The following is a 25729-nucleotide window of genomic DNA, read 5'->3' as shown; positions in this document are numbered from 1 at the left end:
GGCCCTGGACGTTGCCGTTCGAGAGAAGCGCGGCGGGCTGCGCCCGCCGCCAGTAGAGAGTTGGAGAGGGGATAACGTCGCGCAAGCGGCGCATGACCTGCGAACCCGTTCGCAGCCTTCTTTAACTTTCTTTAATGTAAGGCGACGAGCGAATCGCCTGCTTGATCAGCGATAATCCTCGGCAGCGATGCGCAGTTGCTGGTGCAATTCGCGGGCCAGTCCGCGCCCGTAATGGCTCTGGGCGAGCTTGAGCACCTCTGGCAAAACGGCGATCCAGGTCTCGGCGTCATCGGCATGCGCGGCGCCCACCAGTCCCAGGGCTTCCGCCCAGAAGCCGTCGGCCCGTTCATTGTCCAGCACTTCGGTCATAACGCTCCGCAATTCGTCGCCCAGACGGCTGCAACGGCGCCGCAAGACGACGATAGTGACATCGTCGCTTTGCGCGCCTTCGCTCCAGGCCCGCAGTTCGTGCAGCAGCCTCGCAACCAGCGCCCGAGGCTTCAGGCAGCGATGCTCTTCAATCAGCTTCTGCAGTCGCTCGAAGCTGAAGAGCGCCCCGCTGCGGTTTTCGGCTTCCGGCAGACCATCGGTGTACAAAACCACGCTGTCGCCGGGGCGCAGGGCGACTCGGGCCTCGGCATATTCGCTGTCGGGATCCACCCCCAGAGGCAGGCCAGAGAGTTCCAGTTCTTGCACCTGGCCGTTGACGATCAGCGGGAAGGTGTGCCCGGCATTGGCCACCTGCAACAGCCCCTGGGCAGTGTCGAGCCGGGCATACAGCATCGTCACCATCCCCTGCGGGATCTCGCTCAGCACGCCTCGGTTGACCGCCGCCAGGGTCTCCCCCGGCGCCTCGCCCCGGCGGGCCTCGTGGCGAAAGACGGTGCGCGCCACGGCCATTCGCAGCGCTGCCGCCAGCCCCTTGCCGCTCACATCGCCGATCATGATCCCCTGGGTTTGCCCGTCCAGGCGTAAGAAGTCGTACAGATCGCCACCCAGCTCGCGGGCGGGCAGCGAGACGGCGGCCACCTCCCACCCGCGCAGCCGTGGAGCGGCTTCCAGAAGCAGGCCCTGTTGCAGGTCACGGGCGAGTTGCAACTCCTGTTCGAGCTCGGCAGCGCGGCGCTGCTGCTCGGCGGTAAGGGCTGACAAGGAGGCGTTCGTCTGCTGCTCCGCGAAAGTGCGGTGCGGACGGCGGCGCGGCACACCTCCCTGGTGCCCCAGGAGTGTCGGTACACGACAGCTCATCTGGCGCCCTGCAACGAGTTTAGGCATAGTTCCCTGTACGCTGAGCCGCTTCAATTCTATCCGCGACGGCTTGCATCGTTCAACAAGGCCTCGTAGCGCCGGCAGGTTTCGGTCAACCATCCTGAGGCGACTCCATCAATCAACTGATCGGGCGGAAGTGCAGCCAGATGTTTCAGCGCGCTGCGATACTCGCGCAGTGCGCTCTCCAGACGCCCCGCCTGGCGATAACTTTCGGCCAGATGAAAGGCGATCACCGGTGAGTCGCCATCCAGGTAGCGCGCCCGTTCCAACTGCTCTATCGCCGCGATGTGCTGCCCCTGCCGCGCATAGATCAGACCGATCAAGATATGCGCCTCGGTGGTCAGCGGGTCGAGTTCCAGGGCGCGGTGGGCCTCGGCGGCGGCCAGATCGAGATCGCCGCGATCAGCGTGGGCGCGCGCAGCCAGGGCCAGAATCTGTGGAGCGTACCGGTCGGACGGCGGCGCCTCCGCAAAAAGCTCCAGCGCCGATTGAGCGTCGCCAGCGGCAAGGAGCGCGCGCCCCCGCGCAGTGACCTCGGCCCCGCTGGGGCGCACCGCTTTTACCGCCCGCTGGCGTGCGACTGGCCAGGGGGCGGCGTCACTGCTAGGCCCGGGAACACTGCGAACGGGTTCGTGACGCTCAGACTCCTTTACGTACACGTAGGTTCCCGCCACCTCGCGCCAGCGAAAGCGATCAAAGATGTTCCACAACGTTTCCGAGAATCCCAGGAACAGCGTTCCGCCCTCGTCGAGCGCCCGGTAAAACCGCTCCATCAGCGCCCGGCAGGTGCGGACCTGGAAGTAAATGGTCACATTCTGGCAGAAGATCACGTGCGTGCCATGGGCCTGTGGAGGAACGGGATCGAGCAGGTTAAATTGCTCGAAGCGCACCAGTCGCCGCGCTGCCGGCCCGATGGCCAGTGCATCGCCACGCCGCTCGAAGAAGCGCGACCGTTGTTGCACCGACAGATTAGCCAGGGTGCGACCACGGTAGACCCCCGCCCGCGCCCTGGCCAGCGCCGACGCGCTCAGGTCGGTGGCCCAGATCTCGATCGGTCGCGGCGGCGGATCGCCCAGCGCCTCCAGGGCCACGATGGCGATGGAGTAGGCTTCCTCGCCCGTGCTGCACCCGGCGCTCCAGATGCGCAGTGGCAGGCCCGGCGGCAGGCGCTGGTGCAGCGCGGGCAACACCTCGGCACGGAGCGCATCCATATGCGGCCGGTTGCGAAAGAACTGTGTCTCGTGGTTGAGCAACAGTTCGGCGAGCTGCTGGAGTTCCAGCGGATCACGGCGGGTGCGCAGGGCGGTTACGTAGATCAGCGGTGACTGCCCAAGGAACTCCGCCCGGCGCCGGGCCGCCGTCTCGAGCGCCGCCAGACGCGAATCATCAAGATAAACCCCGCAGTAGTCGGCCACCAGGTCACGCAACGCGGCAAGATGGTGAGCGGCCAGCGCCTGTTTGGCAGGCAGCCAGGTAGTCATAGCTCTCTTCAGTCGTGCCGATGCATCAGGAGGACACATCCGCTTCAACTGCCACGTGAAGGGCGCCGGGCATAGGGTCCTGCGGCCAGGCGCTGGCAGAGAGCCGCGGCGATCTGCTGCGGCGGCAGCACAATGTCGGCGGCCCCCAGTTCGATCGCCGCCCGCGGCATGCCAAAGATGGCGCACGAGGCGCCGTCCTGCGCAATGGCGTATCCCCCTGCCCGGCGAATGGCCAGCATTCCAATCGCCCCATCTCGCCCCATGCCCGTGAGCAAAACCCCCACGGCCTGCTTCGCGCAGACCGCGGCCACCGATTGCATCACGATGTCAATCGCAGGGCGCTGGATAAGCAGCGGCAGTCCGCTCAGGTGGATCGTGCCATTCGGCTGCACCAGCAGATCGTAGCGATCCGGCGCGACCAGCACGTGACCGGGGCGAATGGGCATGCCTTCGGTCGCCAGCGTCACCTGTAGCGGCACGCTCTGCGCCAGCCACTCGACCATGCCCGCGCTGAAGCCGTCGGCAATGTGCTGCACAACGATGATTGCGGCGGGAAAGTCGGCTGGCAGGGCAGTAAGGATCTGCCGCACCACCCGCGGCCCTCCGGTAGAGGCCCCGATCACGACTACCGGACACAGTCCGGGTTGCGCTTCCAGCGCCAGTGACGGCTCCTGCCGCCCGGGGAAGCACACCGGCGACGGCCCTGCCGGAGGGTCGCTTGCCAATCGTTGCTGCCCGCGAGTGCGTCGGCCCCGCAGATGCGTCACTACACGCACCCGCGAGAGCAGCCGGATCTTACGCACCAGCGACCGCCGCGCCAGTTCCAGCGCCGCCGGATCAGCGAGCGCCGGCTTCTCCATTACATCGAGAGCGCCGGCGCCAAGCATCTCAAAGGTTATGTCAACTTCTCGGTTGGACATCGTCCCGGTGAACACCAGGATCGGCGTCGGATGATAGGCCATAATCTGCCGCGTCGTCTCCAGGCCGTCCATCACCGGCATCTGCACATCCAGGATCACCAGATCGGGCTTGAGTTCGGCTACCAGCGCCAGGCCCTGCTGTCCATCGCCAGCTTCGCCGACCACCTGTATCTCCGAATCCCACTCCAGCAACTGGCGCAGCAGGCTCCGCATCAGAGGCGAGTCATCAACGATGAGAATGCGCAATGAGTCGCCCATAGCTCAGTTTATAACATTTCAAGCACCAGCTTCACGCGGTTCGGCAAGTTCAGCAGGTCTATGTCTTTGTTGAGATAGTCATCCACCCCTGCTTCGAACGCAGCGTGTTTGTCGTCGGTCGAAGTAAGCATAATGATGCGCAAGGCATCAAAGCGTGGATCGTCCCGCAGCCGGCGGCAGACTTCGTAGCCGTCAATGCCCGGCATTTGCACATCGAGCACCAGGAGATCGGGCGCCTCTTCCGCAATGCGTGCGAGGGCCTCCTCGCCGCTATGGGCCAGAACGACCTCGTAGCCGCACATTTCCAATCGAAGCTTCACGATATCGGTTACGAGCCGGCTATCGTCAACCACCAGGATCTTCGCTGCCATTACCGCCTCGCAATCTCAGCCATATTGATATCCGCCATACTGGCGTAATCAGTTTGCTGATATACCTCAGCCGCTGGCATCCAGAGGCGCCTCAGCCGTAGATCGCGCCCTCCGCCAGACTCCGCAGCCTTCTTCGCCCTCTGCGGCAAAGATCCAGCAACCACGGTTCACAGACCAATCAGTCTGTGAAGTGCGTTTTCTTGCTTTTTTGCCCCGCTTCCAGCCTCCTCCCGTTGGGGGGAGGAGCCGGGCGCCCTCCCGGCGGAGGAGGGTTGGGGCGGGAGTGGGGGTTGAGCGAAAAACTTCGTTCACAGACTACCAATGAACTGCCAGGTGTAGGGCAGACAACAGATGCCGTGTTCAAAGGCCAGAACGCCTGTTTCGCACGGGGAGAGTGTGAGCCGGCAAAGGCCCTGTCGAGAGACACCCTTGCATCGGTCAGAGGGATCTGGACGATCTGGACTGTCGCCCTCGCCCGATGCGAGGCTTCCAGCGCCTCCGAGGCGCCGGCTGGACAGGAGGACAGATCGCAATCTGTTCCCCGGCCCGTGTCGCTTCCAGCATACCGCCTGAGTGTAACGGCAAACCTACCGTCCGTCGCCGAGAAGCCGCCGCACGACTTCCAGCAGGCTCTGCTGGTCGAACTGGCTTTTGACGATGTACGCCTGTGCGCCGACTTCCAGCCCGCGCCGGCGATGCTCCTCAGAGGCCAGGCTGGTGACCAGTACGACCGGCAGGTGATGGAAGCGGGGTTCAGCGCGGATGCGCGTGACCAGTTCGAAGCCGTTGAGGCGCGGCATCTCGATGTCGCTCACCACCAGGTCAATCGGCTCGCTCCGCAGCGCTTCCAGGGCATCCATGCCATCAACGGCCACAACCACGTCGTAGCCAGCGGACTGCAACATGCTGCGGATCAACTCCCGGGTGGCAAACGAGTCGTCGGCGACAAGCAGTCGTCGCGCGCGGCGTGTCACCGTGGACGTGTCGAGGGCGATGTTGCGGCCCGGTTGCATCAAATGCGCCAGGTTGAGCAGCAAGACCAGGTTGCCATCGCCGAGTTGCACGGCCCCGCTGAAGCGCCGTTGCGGTGCCAGCAGCGTCCCCAGGGGTTTGATCACCACCTCGCGCTCGTCGAGCAATTCGTCTACCAGCAGCGCTACCGGTCGCTGCGCACCCCCGGTCAGCACCGCGGGCGTGCGCCCGTTGCCGGGGACTGTTGCTGGAGACTCTATGCCAAGAAGATGGGCAAGCTGGAGGACCGCCACCATGCGCCCTTCATGCTCGAGGATAGGCTGGCCCTCAAGGGAGCGCACCTGCTGCCGATCCACCCAGATGGCGCCACGGCAGGCGCTGGCCGGCAGGGCGAATGTATCGCGCCCTACTCGCACCAGCAACACGTGCGTGGTAACCAGCGTAAGAGGGAGAATGAGCGTGACGCTCGTACCCTTGCCGGGGTGTGACTCAACCTCCACCCGCCCGCCCAGTTCAGCCAGATTCTGGCGCACCACATCCATGCCCACTCCGCGTCCGGAGATGTCGGTAATGACGCTGGCGGTTGAAAAGCCAGGGGCAAAGATCAACTCCAGGGCCTCGTGATCAGGCAGACGCGCTGCGCTCTCGGCGGTGACGACACCCCGGCGCACCGCGTGTTCGCGTAGCAGTTGGGGGTCAATCCCACGCCCATCGTCGCTCACGACGACGTGCACCTCGCTGCTGGCCGCCTCGGCGCGTATCGTCAGGCGGCCCTGTGGCGCTTTGCCGGCAGCCTGGCGCTCCTCAGGCGTTTCGATGCCGTGGTCCACTGCGTTACGCACCAGGTGCAGCAGCGGGTCGGCAATGGCTTCGAGCACTTTGCGATCCAGTTCTACTGTCTCGCCATACAGCGAGAGACGCACCTGCTTGCCGGTGGCCTGAGCCAGGTCGCGCACAGCCCGCGGCAGACTGCCGAAGACCGTGGCAATCGGCAGCAGGCGCGCCGCCATCACTTCCTGTTCGATATCACGCACCAGCATCTCGTGCTGGCTGGCATGCCGGCTGAACCGCTCGGTCTGCCGTTGCGCGAGCAAGGAGGCCTGGGCGCCCGCTTCGCGCGCCGCCGCCAGGGATCGGTCGAGCGCCTGCCGTTGCATCGGCGAGAAGCGCAGGCGCGCCAGTTCGGCTTCGAGCTGGTTCAGGGCCCGTAGCTGGCGCTCAACCGCCGCGTGCAGAGCGCGCAGTTCGTCGGCATAATCGGCCAGCATTTGCTGGCTCACGACCAGCTCCCCGGCGAGGTTGAGCATGCGGTCGAGCCGGTCAACGCGAACGCGCACCGTCTGGCGTGCAGCTCGGGCCGGCGGAGCGGGAGCGACCGGCGGGACGTTGGAGGCCGGATCAGCGGCAGGCGTAGAGGCAGGAGGGGCCGTAGAGCCGGGAGCGGAAACCGGGCCCCCGGAAGGCGGCGGCAGGCTGGCGATCAGCGCCTCCACGTTCAGCGAGGGGGCGCGCCCCGCCACCGCAGCGTCACTCAGCGCGAGAATGGCGTCGCCGCCGCGCAGCAGCGCGTCGGCAAGGGGCCGATCAAACGCGCGCCGGTCCTGGCGCAACTCGCCCAGCAGATTCTCGAGCGCATGGGCCAGCCGGCCGATCGGCTCGAACCCCAGCACGCGGGCCGAGCCTTTGATCGTATGCATGGCGCGGAAGATGCGGTCCACCGTCGCCCGCCGAGCACCTGCATCGGTTTCCGTCTCAAGGGCAAGCAGGCCGTCCTGTAAAACCCGGACATTTTCGACAGCTTCTTCGCGAAACTGCTGGTGGAAGGCGGCGAGGTCCATGCATCTCTCACAGGACATAGCGGGCGGCAGGGGCCGCTCCCCGGACACATCTGCAATCCACCCTACGGCTCGCCCTTCTCAAACGCAATACCGTGCAGGCGATCGGCGATGGCGGTCAGCGTGGCGGCCGACTCGGCCATCTGGCGCGAGCCGAGGGCCGTCTGGCGGGCCACCTCGGCGATTTCGCGCATGGTCTCCACCACCTGTTCGCTGGCGCTCTGCTGCTGGGCGGTAGCCAGGCCGATCTCGGCGGCGCTCTGGGCGGTGCGTTCGGCCATCATCACGATGTTATCCATTATCTGCCCGGCGCGATGGGCCAGTTCCACGCCGCGCTCAACCTCTTTGCTGCCCTCTTCGGCGGCCAGCACCGCCGCGGAGGTGGCCTGACGGATCTCAGCGATGACCCCCTTGACCTCCTTGGCGGCGGCCAGGGTGCGGTTGGCCAGGCTCTTGACCTCGGCGGCCACCACGGCGAAGCGGCGGCCGTGCTCGCCGGCGCCGGCGGCTTCAATGGCAGCGTTGAGCGCCAGCAGGTGGGTTTCGTCGGAGATGTCGTCAATCAGGTCAATAATCTCGCCGATCTGCTGCGAACGCTCGCCGAGGCTCAGCACACGGCTGGTCACGTCGGAAACGCGCCCGCGGATGCGCTCCATGGCGTGAATGCTCTCGTCCACCGCGTCCTGGCCGCTGCTCAGGTTCTCCAGCGTTTGCTGGGCGGCCTGGGCGACCTGTTCGGCGGCCTGGGCGATCTGCCGCGCGGTGCTGCCCAGTTCCTCGATAGTGCTTGAGACCTGCGCCACGGCGCTGGCCTGCTCGGTCGCGCCACTGGCCTGCTGCTGCGAGGCCACCTGCAATTCCTGAGCGGCAGCGGCCAGTTCGCTGCCCAGTTCAACCTGCTGGATATTCTTTTCGATCAGTTGCTCGGTCTTGTGCAGCAACTCTTCGGCCCGTTCCTGCGACTGGGCCACCACCTGCAAGAGATCGCGCCCGCTCAGCCAGGCGACCACGGCCAGAAACACCGCGGTGATGATGAAGTTCACAAGGTACACCCAGTCTGGCAGCAGGATGGGACGGTACCATCCGCCCGATTGCCCCCCGAACATGAGTGCGTAGATCAGAATGGCGCCAGCGGCAATATGCAGACCATCGCGGCCATGGCCCAGCAAGCCGGCGCTGATGATCGGAATGAAGAAGAGCATCGCCAGTGGGCCGGTGGCGCCTCCAAGCAAGAAGACTGCAAAGGCGGCCCCGAGGAGCATCCCGAAGCAGACCACCCGCCGGCTGGCAAGGGTTTGCCCGCGCCGGAGCAGGTAATAGGCCCCCAGGTACAGCAGGAGCGCCAGGACGGCGATCAGCGATGCCACAACGCTGACAACGCCGCCAACGCTCTGGAACAGCCAGAGGCCGATGGTCACCGCCCAGAAGAGACCAACCACCACGATGCCGCCGGCAATCAGCAGGCGCATCACCCCCAGGTTATCGCGGAGGAGGGATGGTTCGGGGAAGGCGCCCACGACACGTTCAACTGACTGCTGCATACACGTTCCTCATGCAATGGCGCCAAGGGCGAGATCGGTGGCGATACGGCGAACATCGAGCACCAGCACCGGTTGGTCATCCCTGATAACGGCGCCAAGAACCCACGGCGCGCGCAGCCGCCGTCGCAGCAGCGGCGCCAGAGGATGCACGATGACGCTCTCCAGGCTCTCGATGCGTTGCACCCGCAGCACGACGGTGCGGCGGCGCAGCAGCACAGCGAGGGCCTGCCGCCCGGGCGCGCCGCCGTCTTCGGGATCGAGCAACGGCCCGAGGTCGCGGGCCAGCAGCGGGCGCTCAAGGGCCACAAGGGCATCAGGCGGCGGAGCAAACCCTAACTGATCTACGTGACCGCGAGGCACAAAGTAGCGACGGCAGGCCGTTCGCACCTCAAAGGCCAGGGTAGGAGCAACCGCACCGGTCATGGATGCTGATCCCTGTAGCATATCTGCACGCCCATCATGCCCGGTCCCACCGGAACGCCGAAATCCGAAATCCCAAATCGCCCTACAGCCCCTCCTGCACGGCGGCGACCAGTGCGGCGGGGTCAATCACTCCCAGGGGATGCTGCTCGTAACGGCTCACGGCCCCAAGGAGACGCGCCTGACCCGCGGGCGGCGGCTCGAACGTAGCGTCGTCGAGAAGCGCCAGGTCGAGCACGGCGTCCACGAGCAAGGCGAGGGCCGCCGTCTCGTGATGCAGAACCACGAAGCGGGTCGAGCGTTCGGGAGCGCCGGCAGGGAGACCCAGGGCGATCCGCAGATCAACGACTGGCAAGATACTACCCCGCTGGTTGATAATGCCGGGGATCACCGCTGGCGCGCCGGGAACCGGAGTTGGCGCGCGCCAGCGGGTCACTTCACGCACACAGGCGCCAGGCAGGGCGTATAATTCAACGCCGGCCCGCACGATCAGGCTGGCGGAGGGGTCGCTGTGTCGCCCTTCTTGAGGGGCGAGAACCGGGGTGGCATAATCGCTCATGGCTGTGACGCAAAGCGGACGCGAGCACTCAGCCGGCCTGCTGGCCGCACAGTCCAAGCATACACTGAAGGCGCCGGAAGAATCAAGGCACGCGGTGGTACCGGGGTATGCTCCTGGGGAGTACTCTTGGCGGCTGGCAAGCAAAACCTGGCCCTCCGGGGCGCTTGTCAAAGGTACCTGCCAGGGGTATAATCGCCCGTCATGATGTTTTACAACCTATGTCCATAGTCCAGATGAAAGGCCAACTTCGGTGAACGACAAGAAGATCCGTGTCGCGATTATCGGCGTCGGCAACTGCGCCTCGTCGCTGGTGCAGGGAGTGCACTACTACCGCGACGCCGACGAAAACGATGCTGTTCCCGGGTTAATGCACGTCAACCTGGGCGGGTACCACATCAGAGACATTGAGTTTTCGGCGGCCTTTGACATTGCCGACACCAAAGTCGGCAAAGATCTTTCCGAAGCAATCTTCGCCCCGCCAAACAACACCTACCGCTTCGCCAGCGTTCCGTTCCTGGGCGTGCCGGTCTCGCGGGGGATGACCCACGACGGCATCGGGAAATATTTGAGCCAGGTGATCACCAAGGCGCCGGGGCCGACCGACGATATCGCAGGTATCCTCAAACGCACGGGAACCGACGTGGTTGTCTCGTATCTGCCGGTAGGCAGCGAAATGGCCACGAAGTGGTACGTTGAGCAGATCCTCGAAGCCGGCTGCGCGTTCATCAACTGTGTGCCGGTATTCATCGCCAGCCAGGCCTACTGGCGGCGGCGCTTTGAAGAGAAAGGGCTGCCAATCATCGGCGACGACGTCAAGAGCCAGGTCGGGGCAACGATCACCCATCGCGTGCTGGCAACCCTGTTTCAAGAGCGGGGAGTGCGCCTTGACCGGACCTACCAGTTGAACATTGGCGGCAACACCGACTTCTTGAACATGCTGGAGCGCGAGCGCCTGGAGAGCAAGAAGATCAGCAAGACCAACGCCGTCACCAGCCAGTTGCCCTACGACCTGCCACCGGAAGCGGTGCACATCGGGCCGAGCGACTATGTGCCGTGGCTCGGCGACCGGAAGTGGGCCTACATTCGCATGGAGGGAACCACCTTCGGCGACGTGCCGTTGAATCTGGAGTTAAAACTGGAGGTGTGGGACTCGCCGAACTCGGCGGGAGTGGTGATTGACGCCATCCGCTGCGCAAAGCTGGCCCTGGATCGGGGCATTGCCGGGGCATTATATGCGCCGAGCAGCTACTTTATGAAGACGCCGCCCAAACAGTACACCGACTACGAGGCGCGCGACTTCACCGAGCGTTTCATTCGCGGGGAAGCGACGCCGAAGTAAGGCTGGCTCTCAGGGAGGCGTCGGCGGCCCATCAGCGGCGGGGGCAGGCGCGTGTGCTACAATGGCGCTGAAGCGAGGTTGCGAGGATGGGCCATGAAGCTGATCGTGCAGATCCCGGCGTTAAACGAGCGCGACACCATCGCCACAGTGATCGCCGGCATCCCCCGCCGCATCCCCGGCATCAGCCGCGTCGAGGTGCTGATCATCGACGACGGCTCCACCGATGATACGGCGGCGGTGGCGCTGCGGGCCGGCGCCGACCACGTGGTGCGTCACACGGCCAACAAGGGTCTGGCGACCGCCTATCAAACCGGTATTGACACCGCGCTGCGTCTGGGCGCCGATGTGATTGTCAACACCGACGCTGACAATCAGTACCCGGGCGACGAGATCCCCAGGCTGGTGGCGCCGATCGTCGCTGGCGCGGCCGACATCGTGATCGGCGACCGGCAGGTGGAGAGCCTGGAGCACTTTTCGCCGCTCAAGCGAGCGCTGCAACAGCTCGGCAGCTCGGTGGTGCGCTGGGCCTCCGAAACCGACGTGCCGGACACGGTCAGCGGCTTCCGCGCCCTCTCGCGTGAGGCGGCGCTGCGCACCTTCGTCACCACCGACTTCTCTTACACGGTCGAGAATCTGATCCAGGCCGGCAAGCGCCGCCTGACCATCCAGGCGGTGCCGATCCGCACCAACTACGTCGAGCGTCCCTCGCGCCTGCACCGGGGCAACTGGAACTTCATCAAGCGCCAGGCGGCTATCATTGCCCGCACCTACGCCACCTACGAACCGCTGAAGGTCTTCAGTTACATCGCCGCAGCCTTCTTCATCCCCGGGATTCTGCTGCTGGGACGCGCGGCGTACGTCTTTATCGGACGGCGGATCACCGACCTGACGGCCGACAACGTGCAGGCCCTGCTGGTGGGCAGCATGCTGGTGCTGATGGCGCTGATCACCTTTCTGATGGGCCTGCTGGCCGACCGGGTGGGGGGGGTGCGCCGGGTGCAGGAGGAGATCCTCTACCGGGTGCGAAGCATGCAGGTGGAGGACGAGGCCTGGCGCCGGGCGATGAGCGCCCGCCTGGAAGCGCTGGAGCAACACCCCCCCCGGAGCGCGGTGGTAGGCGCCCCGGAGGGGGAGCATTAGAGTCCTCAGCGGAAACCGGCTTTCCCCGTGCCCGGACCGGGGACCTGCGGGAGGCCTGCGTGCACACCGGAGGGAAGAGGCGATGCCCAAACTGTTCTTACGAACGGGCAAGAAGCCGGCATCCATCGCGGAGATCTTCGTTTTCGGAGCGCATTAAATACTAAGCAGGCCCGAAGGACATGCTTCAAGCCTGCTCGGCATTGAGACCAGTTTATCGCGACACTAGGCGTCGAACTGTGGCGCTGACTGGGACGGTTGCATCGTAGCGCCATTGCGCCCCTGGACGTGGCCGGCAAACGGCATTGACCAGAGGGTGCGCATGTGTTGCAACGCGCCGCCGGTACGGCGATCGAGCAGCATCACAAAGCGCATGGCTTCGGCAACTCCGAGGCGCTCAACTAGCGCCTCCCAGCCCTGCTCTATCAGTCGCATCTCCGCCTGAGTCATCGGTTCTGCTCCTTGAGAAGTTGCAAGTCAGCGTCAACCATCATCTGTACCAGTTCCTGAAAATTGGTGCGCGGACGCCAGCCTAGCGTGGTCCGCGCCTTGGTAGCGTCACCAATCAGCAAATCCACCTCGGCCGGTCGCATAAAGCGCTCGTCCTGCACGACGTAATCGCGATAATCCAGACCTACGCACGCAAAGGCAAGCTCGCAGAACTCGCGTACCGAATGGGTTTCTCCGGTAGCGACGACGTAATCATCGGGATGATCCTGCTGGAGCATCAACCACATCGCCTCGACATAGTCCCCGGCAAAGCCCCAGTCGCGTCGAGCATCGAGGTTGCCGAGACGCAACTCGTCAGCGAGGCCGAGTTTGATCCGCGCCACGCCGTGGGAGATCTTGCGGGTGACAAACTCAAGCCCGCGGCGGGGCGACTCATGGTTAAAGAGAATGCCCGAGCAGGCGAACATGTTGTAACTTTCGCGATAGTTCACCGTGATCCAGTGGCCGTAGACCTTTGCCACCCCATAGGGACTCCGGGGGTAGAAGGGAGTGCGTTCGGTCTGCGGCACCTCAACCACTTTGCCGAACATCTCGCTGCTGCTGGCCTGGTAAAAACGGATCTCCGGGTCAACAATGCGCACGGCATCGAGCATACGGGTAACGCCGAGGGCGGTCGTTTCGCCGGTGAACACCGGCTGGGCCCAGGAGGTCTGCACGAAGGACTGAGCGGCGAGGTTATACACCTCGCCAGGACGATGCTCGCGGAGAATTGAGATGAGCGAGACCTCATCGGCGAGATCGCCGGTGACCAGGGTAATGCGATCCTGGAAATGCTTGATACGCTCAAAGTTGACCGTGCTGGTGCGGCGCACCATGCCGATCACGTCATAACCCCGGCTCAAGAGAAACTCAGCCAGGTAACTGCCATCCTGTCCGGTGATCCCCGTAATGAGCGCGCGTCGTTTCATAAAGCTCTCTCACACGCAAACAAGGTCAGAGTGTCTCGACGCCATCCACAACGGTGCTAACCGTTTGCGTGATGAGGGACGGACATCAAAGCTCACAGGCAATCCGAGAAAGCCTCACGTATTCCGGCCTCCTCATCGGCGCGCCTCCTGTGACTGGCCCCGAAGCGAAGGTTGAGCAGGCAGGCTAGGCGCCGCGAGCGGCGGCGACGGCCTTCTCGGCGGCTTCGGCGAGGGTCGCCGCGGGAATGAGGCGCGAGGCGGCAAGGATGCGCCGGCCCTCCTCCTCATTGGTACCGGTGAGGCGCGCCACCATGGGCACATCGGTCTGCACCTCCTCGAGGGCGGCGACAATGCCGCGGGCGACCTCATCAACGCGGGTGATGCCGCCGAAGATGTTGAACATAACCGCCTTCACGTTGGGGTCGGCGAGGATGATCTGCAAGGCGGTCTTGACCTTCTCCTTGCCTGCGCCGCCGCCAATGTCGAGAAAATTAGCCGGTTCGCCGCCGTAGAGCTTGACGACATCCATGGTTGCCATAGCCAGCCCCGCGCCATTGACCATACAACCGATGGAGCCATCGAGCTTGATATAGGTCAGGTCAGCCTCGCGAGCGCGCAACTCAGCTTCAGGCTCATCGGAGGAGTCACGCAGGGCGGCGAGATCGGGATGGCGGAAGAGGGCGCTATCGTCAAGCAACACCTTGGAGTCGAGGGCCTGGAGGGCGCCATCGGCGCGGATCACGAGCGGGTTGATCTCGGCAAGGGAGGCATCGGACTCGACAAAGACGCGATAGAGGGCCGAGGCGATCTGGGCGAACTGGCGCGCCTGCCTGCCATCGGTAAGGCCGATGCCAAAGGCCAGTTCACGGGCCTGGTAATCGAGCAAGCCGAGGTGCGGATGGGCGGAGATCTTCACAATTGCCTCGGGCTTGGTGCGGGCCACTTCTTCAATTTCAACGCCGCCCTCCGCCGAGGCGATCATCGTTACACGCTTGGCGGCGCGGTCGAGAATGGCGCTGAGGTAGATCTCTCTGGTATAGCTGATCGCCTCAGCCACCAGCACCTTTTCGACGGTCAACCCCTTGATTGACATGCCGAGGATCTGCGAGGCCACCTGCTCGGCCTGTTCGGGGGTGTCGGCCAGTTTCACGCCGCCGGCCTTTCCGCGGCCGCCGACGAACACCTGCGCTTTAACCACCACGGGGCCGCCGATAGACTCGGCAACGGCGCGCGCTTCACTCGGAGTAACCGCAACACCGCCACGAGTGACCGGAATACCGTACTTTGCGAGCAAGTCACGCGCCTGATACTCGTGCAGCTTCATGCCGTGCTCCTGGTCAAATCCTCCGCAAGATCGGGGCAACAGGAATAGCAGGGGCGCTGTGCATTTCCATGCGTGGCGCCACAGCGCCGTCATCGGGGAGCGCGCAATTACATTGAGCGCTACAAGCAATCGCAAGCCCTATGGTAGCACAGGGGCTAAATGGCTGTCAAATGACTCATTTTGTTCAAAGTAATTGCAAATGATGAACATTTGCTGAACATTAACCTCGCCATAAAGAAACATTTTGACGCAATGCGCCATGGAACGTGGCGACGCCCGGTCATATGGCGCTTCTCTGCTCCAGGAAGGGCGAGGGATTACACAGGGAAGCGGGTTTCTTTTCTGTAATCCATTGTTACGCAAGGGAGCGCAGCGCGCCTGCAGCAGACAGAGCCACAGCCGCGCAGGAGCGTAGAGCGGCCAGGTTGCTCACAACCTGGTTGCACCGCAGTGCGAGTTATCTGGTATAATACCCCCTGGGGGTATATAATGGCGACAATCCGGAGCAACTATGAACAGCCAGCAACCAATCGTTATGTACGGCGCCTCCTGGTGCCCCGACTGCCGCCGGGCGCTGCGGGTGCTGCAACAGCACGGCGCGGCGTTTTTGTACGTGAATATCGAGGAGGATGCGGCCGCAGCCGAATACGTGGTGCGGGTCAACAACGGGTACCGTAGCGTGCCCACCATCGTGTTCCCCGACGGCTCTATTCTGGTGGAACCTTCCAATGCGGAACTACAGGCCAAACTGGTAGGGTGAGGGGCGGAAACCGGGCAAAGCCGGCGGAGCAATCCTGAGGATTGCTCCGCCGGCTTTGCCAAAGCTATATTTAAAACAGATCAACCACCTGGATCACCTGCTCGCGGCTCGGCCCGACCGACACCAGGCCCAGCCGCGCGCCGACCAGATGGCAGATGCGCGCCACGTAGGCCTGCGCCGCTTCGGGAAGATCGTGGAAGTGACGCACGTCTCGGGTAGAGACGCGCCAGCCGGGCAGTTCTTCGTAGATCGGTTCACAGCGCTGCAGCACCGCGACGGTAGCCGGAGGATACTCCAGATACGTTTCGTTGAGCCGGTAGCCGACGCAGATCTTGATCGCGGGCAGGTTGTCGAGCACATCGAGTTTGGTGATGGCAATGGTGTCAATCCCGTTGATCTGCACCGCATAGCGCGCCAGCACCGCGTCGAACCAGCCCACGCGCCGCAGCCGGCCGGTGGTGGTGCCCACCTCGGCCCAGGGCGTGCCGATCTGCCGGAGCTCGTCAGCCTCCGGGCCGTGCATTTCGGTGGGGAACGGCCCTTCGCCAACACGCGTAGTGTAGGCTTTAAGCACGCCAATGACCGCGTTCAGGCGGGTCGGGCCAATGCCCGCGCCCTGACAGGCCCCCGCCGCCCCCGGCGGCGACGAGGTGACATAGGGGTAGGTTCCGTGGTCCACGTCGAGGAGCGCGCCCTGGGCGCCCTCCAGCAGCACCGGCAGGTCTTTGTCAATCGCGCGGTTGATGATCGGATGCACGTCGGTGATGTGTTCGGCCAACTGGCGACCGAACTCCAGGAAGCGCAGGTAGGTGTCGTGCAGGGAGATCGGCTTCGCGCCGTAGATTTTGGTGAGCAGGCGGTTCTTTTCCTCGAGCACCACGCGCAGACGGTTGAGCAAGGTCTCTTCATGCAGCAAATCGGCCATGCGGATGCCGCTGCGGTTCATCTTGTCGGCGAAGGCCGGGCCAATCCCACGACCGGTGGTGCCGATGCGCCCTTCGCCGCGAGCCTCTTCCTGGAGCTGGTCGAGCAAGATATGGTACGGCATAATGACGTGAGCCCGCTCGCTCACGAACAGCTTTGCCGTTGACACGCCGCGGGCCTGGAGATCGCCGATCTCGTGCAGCAGCGCCTCGGGATTCACGACCACCCCCGGGCCGATCACATTCACAATCGCAGGGTCGAAGATCCCCGAAGGAACCAGGTGGAGTTTAAATGCCCCAAGATGGTTGACAACGGTGTGACCCGCATTGTTGCCGCCGCCGTAGCGGACTACCAGCCGCGCCTTGGCCGCCAGCAGATCCACCAGATGACCCTTGCCCTCATCGCCCCACTGGGCGCCAATTAATGCGATAACGGGCATCGCCGGCTCCTTTCTCTCATTTGAGCGCCTGGCGCAGGATAGCGATACTGTCGTCCACGTGGCGCGGCTCGATGATCAGGGGGGGGAGCAGGCGCAGCACGTCCTCGCCAGCGGTGGCAACCAGCAGGCCGCGCTCCTGAGCGGCTTCACGCGCGGCGCTGGCCGACCCGGTCAGGCGCAAGCCGCGCATCAGCCCGCGCCCGCGCAGTTCGATGATCGCATCGGAGCGCTCAGCGGCCAGGTCGCGCAGGGCCTCATCGAGGTAATCGCTGACCTCGCGCACGCGCGCCAGGAAGGCGGGGTCGCTGATGCGACGGAACACGACGCCGGCTACGGCGGTCACGAGGGGATTGCCCCCGAAGGTGGTGCCGTGATCGCCGACGTGGATGGTATCGGCCACCGCCTGGCTCATCAACACGGCGCCGATGGGCAGCCCGCCAGCGAGAGGTTTGGCGATGGTCATCATGTCTGGATGCACACCGGACGGCTCGTGCGCCCAGAGCGTGCCGGTGCGCCCCATGCCGCACTGGATCTCGTCGAAGATCAGCAGCGCCCCGTAGCGGTCGCAGAGGGCGCGGGCGGCCCGCAGGAAGGCCGCGTCGGCGACGCGCAGGCCACCCTCGCCCTGCACCGGTTCGAGGATCACCGCGCACACGTCGGAGCCCATGGTCGCTTCGAGCGAGGCGCTGTCGTTGAAGGCGGCAAAGCGCACGCCAGGCATGAGCGGCATAAACGGCTCGCGGTACTTCTCACGCGCTGTAACGGCCAGCGCGCCCATGGTGCGCCCGTGGAACGAGCCGTCAAAGGCGATGATCGCGGTCTTGCCCTCGCCCGCGCGGTCGCGGGCGTAGCGCCGGGCAAACTTGATCGCTCCCTCGACCGCCTCGGCGCCGCTGTTGGCAAAGAAGACCCGATCAAAGGCCGGGTGGCTGGTCACCAGCAGGCGCGCCAACTCTCCCGCCGGAGCGGTCAGGTACAGGTTCGAGACGTGGATGAGCCTGGCGGCCTGTTCGGCAATCGTCGCGATCACCTCGGGGTCGCCATAGCCCAGGGCGTTGACGGCGATGCCACTGACAAAGTCGAGATAACGCCGCCCCTCGGCATCGAAGAGATAGACCCCTTCACCGCGCTCGATGACGAAAGGGGGCTTCACGTAGGTCTGGAGAATATAGTCGCGATCAGCCTGTAACGCTGCCGCCGTCTGCTCCGTTGTCATACGCCGTCCTTTCCACGCGCAACCGGGCTCCCGCGCTGATTATAGCACCCTCTGGTGGTATAATGCGCCTCCGATGGTCAGCGCCGGGGTGCGGCGCTTGCGCTGGAGGCACTGGTGACGTATACGCTCACGCTCAAACTGGATGCGCCGGCTTTCGCGCGGCCGCAACGTTTCGTGCTCAAGGTTGAGGGCGAACGGATCGCCGATGTCGAATATCGCCCCGATCTGGACGACGAGGCCCCGTTGGCCCGATTGGAGCGTAGCGATTTCCGCGAAATCATCGCCACGGCAACCCGCATCTGCCCCGATTGCCGCATCGCCCATGGGCTGGCCCTATGCTATGCCATCGAGGCGCTGGTCGAGACGCCGGCCCCGCCGTGCGCCGAGCGGCTGCGCCTGGCGGCGGCGGAACTGGAGCGGGCCGCCTCGCATCTGACGACCCTTGCCGCCGTGTTCCGCATTCTGTTGCTGACGCCGCTGGCCCGGGCATGCGCTGGCTACGCCACCGCGATCCGCGCTGCGCTGAGCGCGCTGACCGGCGGGGACGCGGCGACCTGGCTACGGCCTGGCGGCCTGGGACGCGAACCTGATGCGACAACCTGGACGGCCCTCGCCGAGGTTGCAGCACTCCTCACACGTCTGTTCACCCTCGCCGAACGGACCATCGCCGGGCGCATGCTGCTGGCGCGCACGGTGGAGATCGGCGTCATCAGCGCGACGGCTGCCACCCAGTTCGGGCTGGCCGGGCCGCTTGCTCGCGCCGCCGGGCTGAGCGCCGATCTGCGACGCGATGCGCCCTATGGCGCTTATGCTGAACTGACGCCTGAACTGGCGCTCCAGGAGGGCGGCGATGTTCACGCACGCATAGCGGTGCTGTTCCTCGAAACCCTGGAGTCGCTGCGGCTGGTGCAACGGGTAGCGCAGGAACGACAGGAAGGCGTCGTGAGCGCCCGGCTGCCCGAAACCGCGCCCCCTGCCGCAGCAAGCGCGGCAGTTGAGGCTCCACGCGGGCCCCTGCGCTATCACGTCGTCAGCGACGGACGCCAGATCAGCGAGATCCGCGTGCAGAGCGCCCCCCAGCTTGATCGCCTCCTGGCGCGCACGGTGCTGGTGAACGCCGCCCTCGACGACGCGGCGTTGATCGTTGTGTCTACCGATCCGTGCGATACATGCCTGGCGCAACTACTGCTATGAACGCACATTTCCCGGAATGGCTTCGCTCTCCCCAATCCTCCAGGGTTGTCAGGTGTGGGGTTTTCCGGCGCATGCTCGCGTCGCATGCGCCATCCGGGGCATTGGGACGCCCAACTCCCCCCTCTCCCGCTCACGGAGAGGGGGACGGGAGGGTGAGGATTGTAAGCGCATTGGAATGCCGAAAACCGCTTCTCGCTCGAAAAACCCTACACCTGAGAAATCCTCCGGGGCCGGCCTGCCTTTTCTGACGAATTCTCGTGGAAGGGCGAAGCTTCGCCGGATTCTTCCAACAGGTGCGGATAGAAACCGATTGCTATGCTGCTTATCGCACCCTTCAGTCTCCTGCTGGCGGTCGCCGCGCTTGCCTTCGGGCTGAACCGGCTCATACCGACCCGGCGCCTGGGCATTGCGGCAGGCGCTGCGATGTTCGTCGCAGCGGCGCTCGTGCTGCTGATGCCAGCGCGCGTCGCGGATCAGACGCCAGGTGAGGCGTTCATCATCGGTGAGGCGCGTTTCAGTTTCTGGCCTGCTCTCGGCGGCGTGGAACGAAGTATTGCCGTGACGCTGCTTGGCGGGGGCGGCATGGCGCTGCTGAGTCTGGCCGGCGCGACTCCTCCAGGCGTGCGGGGCTTCGGCGGGGTGTTCGCCTGGGCGACGATCGCTCTGGCAGCGGCCCTGTTGAGCGTTACTACACCTCCGCTCTCCCTGGCGCAACCCCTGGCCTGGTCGCTCGTGGCGATTGCCGGTTACGGCGCGCTGCGGGCGAGCGGCGCCACGGCCCAGAGCGAGGCGCCGCCACTGCTGGTTGCGACCGGCCTCGGCGCAAGCCTGGTGCTGATGGTTTCCTTGCTGGTCGCGGCGCCGCCTCTGGGCGCGGGACAGTTACCCGCGTGGCCGGCGGCGGCGGGCGGGGTGCTGGCAGTCCTGGGACTGGCAGGCTGCGCGCCGCTGCTGTGGGTGCGCGACGAGGCGGCGCTGGCGCCGGCGCCCCTGGGGGCCCTGCTCTTCGGGCTGGCTGCGCCCGCTGCGGCGCTGGGCTGGTTACTGCGGAGCGCCGCCACGCTGCCTTCCCTGCCGCCTGCCTGGGGGGTGACCATCAGCCTCATCGGCGGCCTCGGCGCGCTGGCCAGCGCGGCCGGGGCCCTGGGAGAGCGGCGGCTGCGGGCGATTCTGAACTGGACCTGGGGGTTCCAGGCGGCTCTGATCGTGGCCGCGGCGGGCCTCGCGGCCCCGCGCGGGGTCCTGGCGGGGGTGAGCTTGCTCCTGGGTCTTTTGCCGGGTTCCGTCGTGGCCGCGAGCGCCGCGGCAATCCTTGAGCAACAAACCGGCAGCGATGACTACACGGCCATGGGCCGGGCGCCACGCCTGGCAGCCGCGGCCTGGGCCGCCGGGATGCTGGCAAGCCTGGGACTGCCGCCACTGTGGGGATTCTGGGGACGGCTATGGCTGCTGCAACCCGCGCAGGAAGAGCAACCATGGCTGGTGGCGCTGATTCTGGCTGCATCGGTGCTGCTGACGCTGGCCCTGATCACCCCCCTGGCGGCGTTGCTCAGCTCGGCCAGGGTTGCTCCGCGGCAGGGGTCGTGGACGGACGCCTTCCCGCTGGGAGTAGGGGGCGGCGTCTTGCTGGCGCTGGGAGTTGCGCCGCAACTCCTCCGGGTTCTCTGGCCAGGCGAAGCGCCGGTCGCGCCGGCGATCCAGGGCGCGGCGATTGTCGCGGGCATCCTCCTGGCGGCGCCAGGGCTGCTAATGGCGCATGCCGCTTCTGGTCGCGCCCTGGAGCGCGACCCCGACGAAGAACCGGCGTGGCTGGCGCCCGAGGGGTTGGGCGCTGCATTGTGGCCGCTAAGGGGGCTTGCCCGGCTAATGCCGTTGCTGCAAGGAGCCTGGGCGGCTCTCCAGCGAGCCAGTGACCTCCTGCGCGTTCCGCTCACGCTGTTCGAACAGCGCTACTACCTTCTGGGCGTGCTGGCGGCGCTACTGACGATTATGCTGCTCATGGCCCGTTAATATTATGATGAGAAGATGAGCGTCTGCAAGCCGAAGGGTTGCACTACGAACCTCTGCTGAGGGGGGCAAGTAAACATATGATTAACTGGTTGCTTATCGGGATCGGCGCCACCGCAGCGGTGATCTTGCTGTTTCGCGACTGGCGGTTAACGTTCCCGGCCCTTCTGCTCAACAATATCGCCCTGGCGCTGTTTCTGGCCCAGCAGCGTTTCGTCGCTCCGGATCTGCGCTTCCTGGGCCTGGAGGTCAGCACCCTGGTGCTGGTGAAGTTGATCTGCGGGATCGCCGTGACCCTCATTCTGACGATCACGGCATTAACCTTCTCGCGAGAGTATGGTCTGGAGAACCTCGACGAATTCGGCCTGGCTGAACTGCGACGCGCAGCGCGGGCGGCCCAGCGGCAACGGGCCAGCACGCCCTTCCAGCTCAGCGACTATGTGGTGCCCTTCTGGTCGGGGGTGCTGGCGCTGCTGGCCAGCCTGGCCCTGCCGCGCATCTATCCGATCGCGCCGTCCGAGGGGATTGATTTTGCCTGGTACTGGCTGACGCTGACCGGTCTGTTGACGATTGCAACGGCCAGCGACCTGTTAAAGATCGGGCTGGGATTGCTGCTGTGCGCCAGCGCAATTGACCTCCTCTACACCGCCGTGATCAGCACTCCCGAGGCCAGTGGTCTGAACGTCGCCCCACTGGCGTTGCTGAGCGCCTTCAATATCCTCCTGGCCCTGGCGATTGCTTATCTGAGCGGTTTGCTGTATGGACGCCTGAAGACGCTGGAACTCAGCGTATTGTATGAGCGTTAAGCCTGGCCCGACCACCAGGTTATCCGGTTTCTCCTGGAGGGATACGCCCTCCCGGAACCTCCCTTCAGGCAGCTATGACCTACCTGCTGTTGATCTTCTTCCCGTTAACAATGGCCGCAAGCACTTTTGTGCTCCGACGCCAGACCGAACTGGTGATTTTCGCGGCCCTGGGCACAGTCCTGGCGCAACTCCTGATCGCGATGCAGATCCCCGTTGACGACCCGACGCGCTTCCTGGGAGTGACGCTGACGCTCAGCCCGCTCAACCGGGTCTTTATGCTGCTGTTCCTGACCATCGGCGGCTTCGCGATGATCGGGGCCTGGCACCTGCCGCACGGTGAAAACTTTATCCCCATCGCCCTGCTCATTCTTTCGCAGGTGTGTACAGTGTTGCTGCTGCAAGATCCGTTCATCACTACGCTCCTGCTGGCGGTAACAGGGTTGACGGCGGTACTGGCGATTGTGGATCTGCCGGCAGGGGCCAGCAACCTGGTGGGCGCGCAGGCGATCGCTGCAGCGCTAAAGTACCTTGTGTTGATGAGCGTGGCCGCAGTGCTCATGTACATCGCATTCGTCCTCACCGACATCTACCGACCAGGCGAACTGCCCGGACGCATCTCACTCGCGCGCTTCATTCTGGCCCTTCTGGTGGTGGGCTTTGCGTTGCGGCTCGCGCTGATCCCGTTTCATACCTGGCTGACCCATCTGGTGGATTACGCTGAACCGCTGGTAGCGGCGCTCATCATCACGCTCCTCAATACCACCAGCCTGCTGGTGCTGATCCTGGTCTTCCAGAGTTATCCGACCCTGCTCCTGGATAGCGAAAGCGCCCATGGCGTTATGCGGCTGGGGGCGATCGTCAGCGCCCTGGCCGGGGGCCTGCTGGCCGTCGGGCCAGCCGCGCTGCGCCGCACGCTGGCCTATCTTATTCTCTACAATTGTGGTATGGTATTCTATGGTCTGGCATCGGTATCAAGCATCGGGCTGGCGGGGGCCATCTTTGGGGCGCTCAATCAGACCCTGGCGGTAACCCTGCTGTTCATCAGTCTAGGGTTGCTGGAACGGCCCGATGGCCGCTCGCCGGGTGTGGCGCGCCGCGACTTGCTGCGCCGCTGGCCGGTGGCCGGCGCCGGGTTTCTGGTCGGGGGCCTGGGGCTTGTCGGTTTGCCGCCGCTCAACGGGGCAATGAGCCAGATCCTGATCTACCAGGCCGCGGCCCAGCGCGGATGGGTCGAACTGCTGCTCCTGGTGCTGGCAACGCTGCTGGCAGGTCTCGGACTGGCCCGCGTCGTCGCGGAGCATCTGCTTGGCCCTTCGGAAGTTCAGGGAGAGGTTGAGCCGGCATTGCTGGGCGAAACCGATCTGGACCGCCCGGCGCCCCGGCAGCTCGCGCCGGAACCGCGCTCGACGGCGGTCCTGACGCTGGTGTTGCTGGTGCTGTGCCTGGGAATTGGCCTGTACCCGCAACCGTTGCTGGCGACGATTGACGAGGCCATCCGCGGGCTGGCGTTCCTGCGGGCCCTGTAGCGGTGAAGAGCGACATGGAATGGCTGGCGCTGCTGGTGGCGGGGGCGATCTATCCTGGCTTGCTGACGGCCATCGGGCTGGGAGCGTTGTTTGGACTGCTGGCCCGCGGTCGCGCGCGCTGGCCCGTGGGGGCGGGATTCGCCTCTCAGGAGGGGGTGGCCGCGATAGGAAGCGTCGTCGGCGCCGGGTTGGCCCTGGCCATGCTGCCCTGGCCGCTGCACCCGCTCTCCGGCGTGGCGGCGTGGCCGTGGGCCTGGGCTGGTTTTGAACTGGCCTTTCTCCTGCCCCTGATACCGGCCCTGGCAACCGGCCTGCCCACCGTGGCGCGGGCGGCCATCCGCGAGGCCCAACTGGGGGTGCTGGCGCGGGCAGTGATCTGGCTGGCGCTCGGCCCGGCCCTGGCGGCGCACGCCGACTGGCGCGTCGCCACTACGCCGGGGCATGTGCTGGCCCTGGCAGTGGCGCTGCTGGTCTTTCCCGCAGCGACGGGCTGGGGGCCCTTTGGAACTGAGGAGAGCATCACTCCGGGAGGCGCCGTGGCGGGGCTGCCAGAAGCGCCGCGCGCCCTGGACGCCTGGGCCCGTGACGTGCGCGCGGGAGCGCTCCTGGGGGCGATCGTGGTCGCCGGGTTTCCGGTAGGGGCAGGCTTCCCCGGCCTGGGATTGCTGGTGGCCGGCGCCGGCTTCGTGTGCATTGGCCTGATCCTGCGCCGCGTCGAAGGGCGCATTCCCAGGCTCTCGCTGCCCGACGCCCTGCGGCTGGGCCTGGCGTGGGCGCTGCCACTGGCGGCCGTCGCGCTGGCGGTCCTGAGCGTGGCCGAGCGGTTATTGAGGAACACGTGAGCAACGTCATTGAGATCGAGGAGTTGCATAAAGCCTATGGCAGCCTGCCGGTGCTGCAGGCGCTGAACCTGCGCGTCGCGGCGGGAGAGGTTTATGGACTCCTCGGGCCAAACGGGGCCGGGAAAACGACGCTCATCCATCTGATGATGGGCTTCCTGCGGCCCAATCAGGGGCGCCTCCGCCTCCTCGGCAGCGCGAATCTGGAACGGGTACGCCCGCGTATCGGCTACATTCCCGAACGGCAACGGTATCACACCCGCTACACTGCTCGCGAATACCTGCGCTTTCTGGGACAATTCAGCGGCCTGAGCGGGGTGACCCTGCGCGAGCGCGTCGAACGGGAACTGGCAACTGTAGGGTTACTGGCGGCCGCCGACCGCAGCCTCGGCACCTACTCCAAAGGCATGCTCCAGCGTCTCGGCGTCGCACAGGCGCTGTTGAGCGACCCGGACCTGCTGCTGATTGACGAGCCGACCAGCGGCCTCGATCTGGCCGGGCAGCGTGAAGTGATTGAACTGCTCGCCAGCGTGCGGGATCGCGGCCATACTATCTTTCTCTGCACCCACTACTTGCAGGAGGTGGAACTACTCTGCGACCGGGTGGGCGTGCTGGCGGGCGGGCGCATTGCCGCCGAGGCGCGGATGTGCGACCTGCGGGACGTGGCTAACAGCGTGCGCATCCGCGTTAGCGAGCTTGATCCGGAGCTGCAGGCGCAACTGGAGAGTCTGGGCGGCAATGTGCGCTGCGATGCCCAGGGCGTGCGTCTTAGCCCCAACACGCCCGCGTTGCAGGCAACCGTGTTGCGGATGCTCCTCGACGCCGACGTGACGATTATGGCCCTTGAACCGCTGGAGAGTCCCCTGGAGCGCCTGTATCTCTGGGCTTTGCACAGCGCGCCGCCAACCAGCGCCGAGGCCCGTGGCGTGTTGCCGCCCTCGTTGGGCCCCGATGCGCTCGTAGCGCCGCCTGCCCCGCCACCGCCTGCCAACGAGCGCCCCGGTGAGAGCGATACACTCCTCAGAGAACTGCTGGGCCGCAGCGAAACCAATAGGGAGACAGATAGCCGACGGTGAACGCCCGCGGGTACGTGTTCGGATTTACCGCCCCGTGATCAACTTCTTTCTCCGCTTCTCGCCCGCGCGCGAGTAGGAGGGCAGGGTCAGGACAGGTC

The 25729-nt window shown here is 65.2% G+C and carries 21 protein-coding genes and 1 pseudogene; 9 read left to right on the top strand and 13 right to left on the bottom strand.

The window, feature by feature from the left end; translation table 11 throughout:
• Positions 1-165 precede the first annotated feature (165 nt).
• The 8 genes from NZU74_12150 to NZU74_12115 all read right to left on the bottom strand — a co-directional run bounded on the left by NZU74_12150 (position 166) and on the right by NZU74_12115 (position 9626).
• Positions 166-1152, bottom strand: a complete 987-nt coding sequence (locus tag NZU74_12150; protein MCS6882075.1) for a serine/threonine-protein phosphatase — start codon at positions 1150-1152, stop codon at positions 166-168.
• Positions 1153-1304: 152 nt separating this feature from the next.
• Complete coding sequence (locus NZU74_12145) at positions 1305-2750, bottom strand: tetratricopeptide repeat protein (protein ID MCS6882074.1); 1446 nt, start codon at positions 2748-2750, stop codon at positions 1305-1307.
• A gap of 44 nt (positions 2751-2794) precedes the next feature.
• Positions 2795-3928 (bottom strand): chemotaxis-specific protein-glutamate methyltransferase CheB, encoded by a 1134-nt coding sequence (gene cheB, locus NZU74_12140; protein ID MCS6882073.1) that lies wholly within the window; start codon positions 3926-3928, stop codon positions 2795-2797.
• Between the two features lie 8 nt (positions 3929-3936).
• Positions 3937-4299 carry a response regulator gene (locus NZU74_12135; protein ID MCS6882072.1) on the bottom strand — a complete coding sequence of 121 codons (363 nt, stop codon included), beginning with the start codon at positions 4297-4299 and terminating at the stop codon, positions 3937-3939.
• Between the two features lie 587 nt (positions 4300-4886).
• Positions 4887-7109, bottom strand: coding sequence for a hybrid sensor histidine kinase/response regulator (locus NZU74_12130; protein MCS6882071.1), 2223 nt, complete (start codon positions 7107-7109; stop codon positions 4887-4889).
• Between the two features lie 62 nt (positions 7110-7171).
• Positions 7172-8647: a methyl-accepting chemotaxis protein gene (locus NZU74_12125; protein ID MCS6882070.1), complete on the bottom strand. Its 1476-nt coding sequence runs from the start codon at positions 8645-8647 to the stop codon at positions 7172-7174.
• A 9-nt stretch (positions 8648-8656) separates the two neighbouring features.
• Positions 8657-9070, bottom strand: a complete 414-nt coding sequence (locus NZU74_12120) for a hypothetical protein (GenBank protein ID MCS6882069.1) — start codon at positions 9068-9070, stop codon at positions 8657-8659.
• An 82-nt stretch (positions 9071-9152) separates the two neighbouring features.
• Positions 9153-9626 carry a chemotaxis protein CheW gene (locus NZU74_12115; protein MCS6882068.1) on the bottom strand — a complete coding sequence of 158 codons (474 nt, stop codon included), beginning with the start codon at positions 9624-9626 and terminating at the stop codon, positions 9153-9155.
• Between the two features lie 250 nt (positions 9627-9876).
• On the opposite strand from NZU74_12115, the gene NZU74_12110 reads away from it, so the two are divergent.
• Positions 9877-10965: an inositol-3-phosphate synthase gene (locus NZU74_12110; protein ID MCS6882067.1), complete on the top strand. Its 1089-nt coding sequence runs from the start codon at positions 9877-9879 to the stop codon at positions 10963-10965.
• A gap of 93 nt (positions 10966-11058) precedes the next feature.
• Positions 11059-11439: pseudogene (locus tag NZU74_12105) on the top strand (glycosyltransferase family 2 protein).
• Positions 11440-12327: 888 nt separating this feature from the next.
• On the opposite strand, the gene NZU74_12100 reads toward NZU74_12105, so the two are convergent.
• The 3 genes from NZU74_12100 to sucC all read right to left on the bottom strand — a co-directional run bounded on the left by NZU74_12100 (position 12328) and on the right by sucC (position 14844).
• Complete coding sequence (locus tag NZU74_12100) at positions 12328-12552, bottom strand: hypothetical protein (protein MCS6882066.1); 225 nt, start codon at positions 12550-12552, stop codon at positions 12328-12330.
• Positions 12549-13520: a GDP-mannose 4,6-dehydratase gene (gene gmd, locus NZU74_12095; GenBank protein ID MCS6882065.1), complete on the bottom strand. Its 972-nt coding sequence runs from the start codon at positions 13518-13520 to the stop codon at positions 12549-12551. Before gmd ends, NZU74_12100 begins: the two co-directional genes overlap by 4 nt.
• A gap of 184 nt (positions 13521-13704) precedes the next feature.
• On the bottom strand, positions 13705-14844 hold the full coding sequence (gene sucC / locus NZU74_12090; GenBank protein MCS6882064.1) for an ADP-forming succinate--CoA ligase subunit beta: 1140 nt from the start codon (positions 14842-14844) through the stop codon (positions 13705-13707).
• A gap of 511 nt (positions 14845-15355) precedes the next feature.
• Between sucC and NZU74_12085 the strand changes: the two genes are divergently transcribed.
• Positions 15356-15604 (top strand): mycoredoxin, encoded by a 249-nt coding sequence (locus NZU74_12085; GenBank protein MCS6882063.1) that lies wholly within the window; start codon positions 15356-15358, stop codon positions 15602-15604.
• A 70-nt stretch (positions 15605-15674) separates the two neighbouring features.
• Here NZU74_12085 and NZU74_12080 read toward each other — a convergent pair whose 3' ends face one another.
• Positions 15675-16967 carry an adenylosuccinate synthase gene (locus NZU74_12080; GenBank protein ID MCS6882062.1) on the bottom strand — a complete coding sequence of 431 codons (1293 nt, stop codon included), beginning with the start codon at positions 16965-16967 and terminating at the stop codon, positions 15675-15677.
• A gap of 16 nt (positions 16968-16983) precedes the next feature.
• On the bottom strand, positions 16984-18183 hold the full coding sequence (locus NZU74_12075; GenBank protein MCS6882061.1) for an acetylornithine/succinylornithine family transaminase: 1200 nt from the start codon (positions 18181-18183) through the stop codon (positions 16984-16986).
• 114 nt (positions 18184-18297) lie between these two features.
• Here NZU74_12075 and NZU74_12070 point away from each other — a divergent pair, with 114 nt between their 5' ends.
• The 6 genes from NZU74_12070 to NZU74_12045 all read left to right on the top strand — a co-directional run bounded on the left by NZU74_12070 (position 18298) and on the right by NZU74_12045 (position 25631).
• On the top strand, positions 18298-19377 hold the full coding sequence (locus tag NZU74_12070) for a hypothetical protein (GenBank protein ID MCS6882060.1): 1080 nt from the start codon (positions 18298-18300) through the stop codon (positions 19375-19377).
• Between the two features lie 315 nt (positions 19378-19692).
• Positions 19693-21387: a hypothetical protein gene (locus tag NZU74_12065; GenBank protein MCS6882059.1), complete on the top strand. Its 1695-nt coding sequence runs from the start codon at positions 19693-19695 to the stop codon at positions 21385-21387.
• A 77-nt stretch (positions 21388-21464) separates the two neighbouring features.
• Entirely contained in the window at positions 21465-22190 is a 726-nt protein-coding gene (locus tag NZU74_12060) for a hypothetical protein (GenBank protein ID MCS6882058.1), read from the top strand.
• Between the two features lie 74 nt (positions 22191-22264).
• Positions 22265-23716 carry a hypothetical protein gene (locus tag NZU74_12055; GenBank protein MCS6882057.1) on the top strand — a complete coding sequence of 484 codons (1452 nt, stop codon included), beginning with the start codon at positions 22265-22267 and terminating at the stop codon, positions 23714-23716.
• 14 nt (positions 23717-23730) lie between these two features.
• Positions 23731-24558 (top strand): hypothetical protein, encoded by an 828-nt coding sequence (locus tag NZU74_12050; GenBank protein ID MCS6882056.1) that lies wholly within the window; start codon positions 23731-23733, stop codon positions 24556-24558.
• A complete protein-coding gene (locus NZU74_12045; protein MCS6882055.1) occupies positions 24555-25631 on the top strand; it encodes an ABC transporter ATP-binding protein in 1077 nt (358 codons plus the stop codon). The genes NZU74_12050 and NZU74_12045 overlap by 4 nt, the downstream gene beginning before the upstream one ends.
• Positions 25632-25729 lie beyond the last annotated feature (98 nt).

Source organism: Chloroflexaceae bacterium (assembly GCA_025057155.1).
GTDB lineage: Bacteria > Chloroflexota > Chloroflexia > Chloroflexales > Chloroflexaceae > JACAEO01.
The sequence above is the reverse complement of the archived record's forward strand: the minus strand, read 5'-3'. Positions and strand labels throughout refer to the sequence as shown.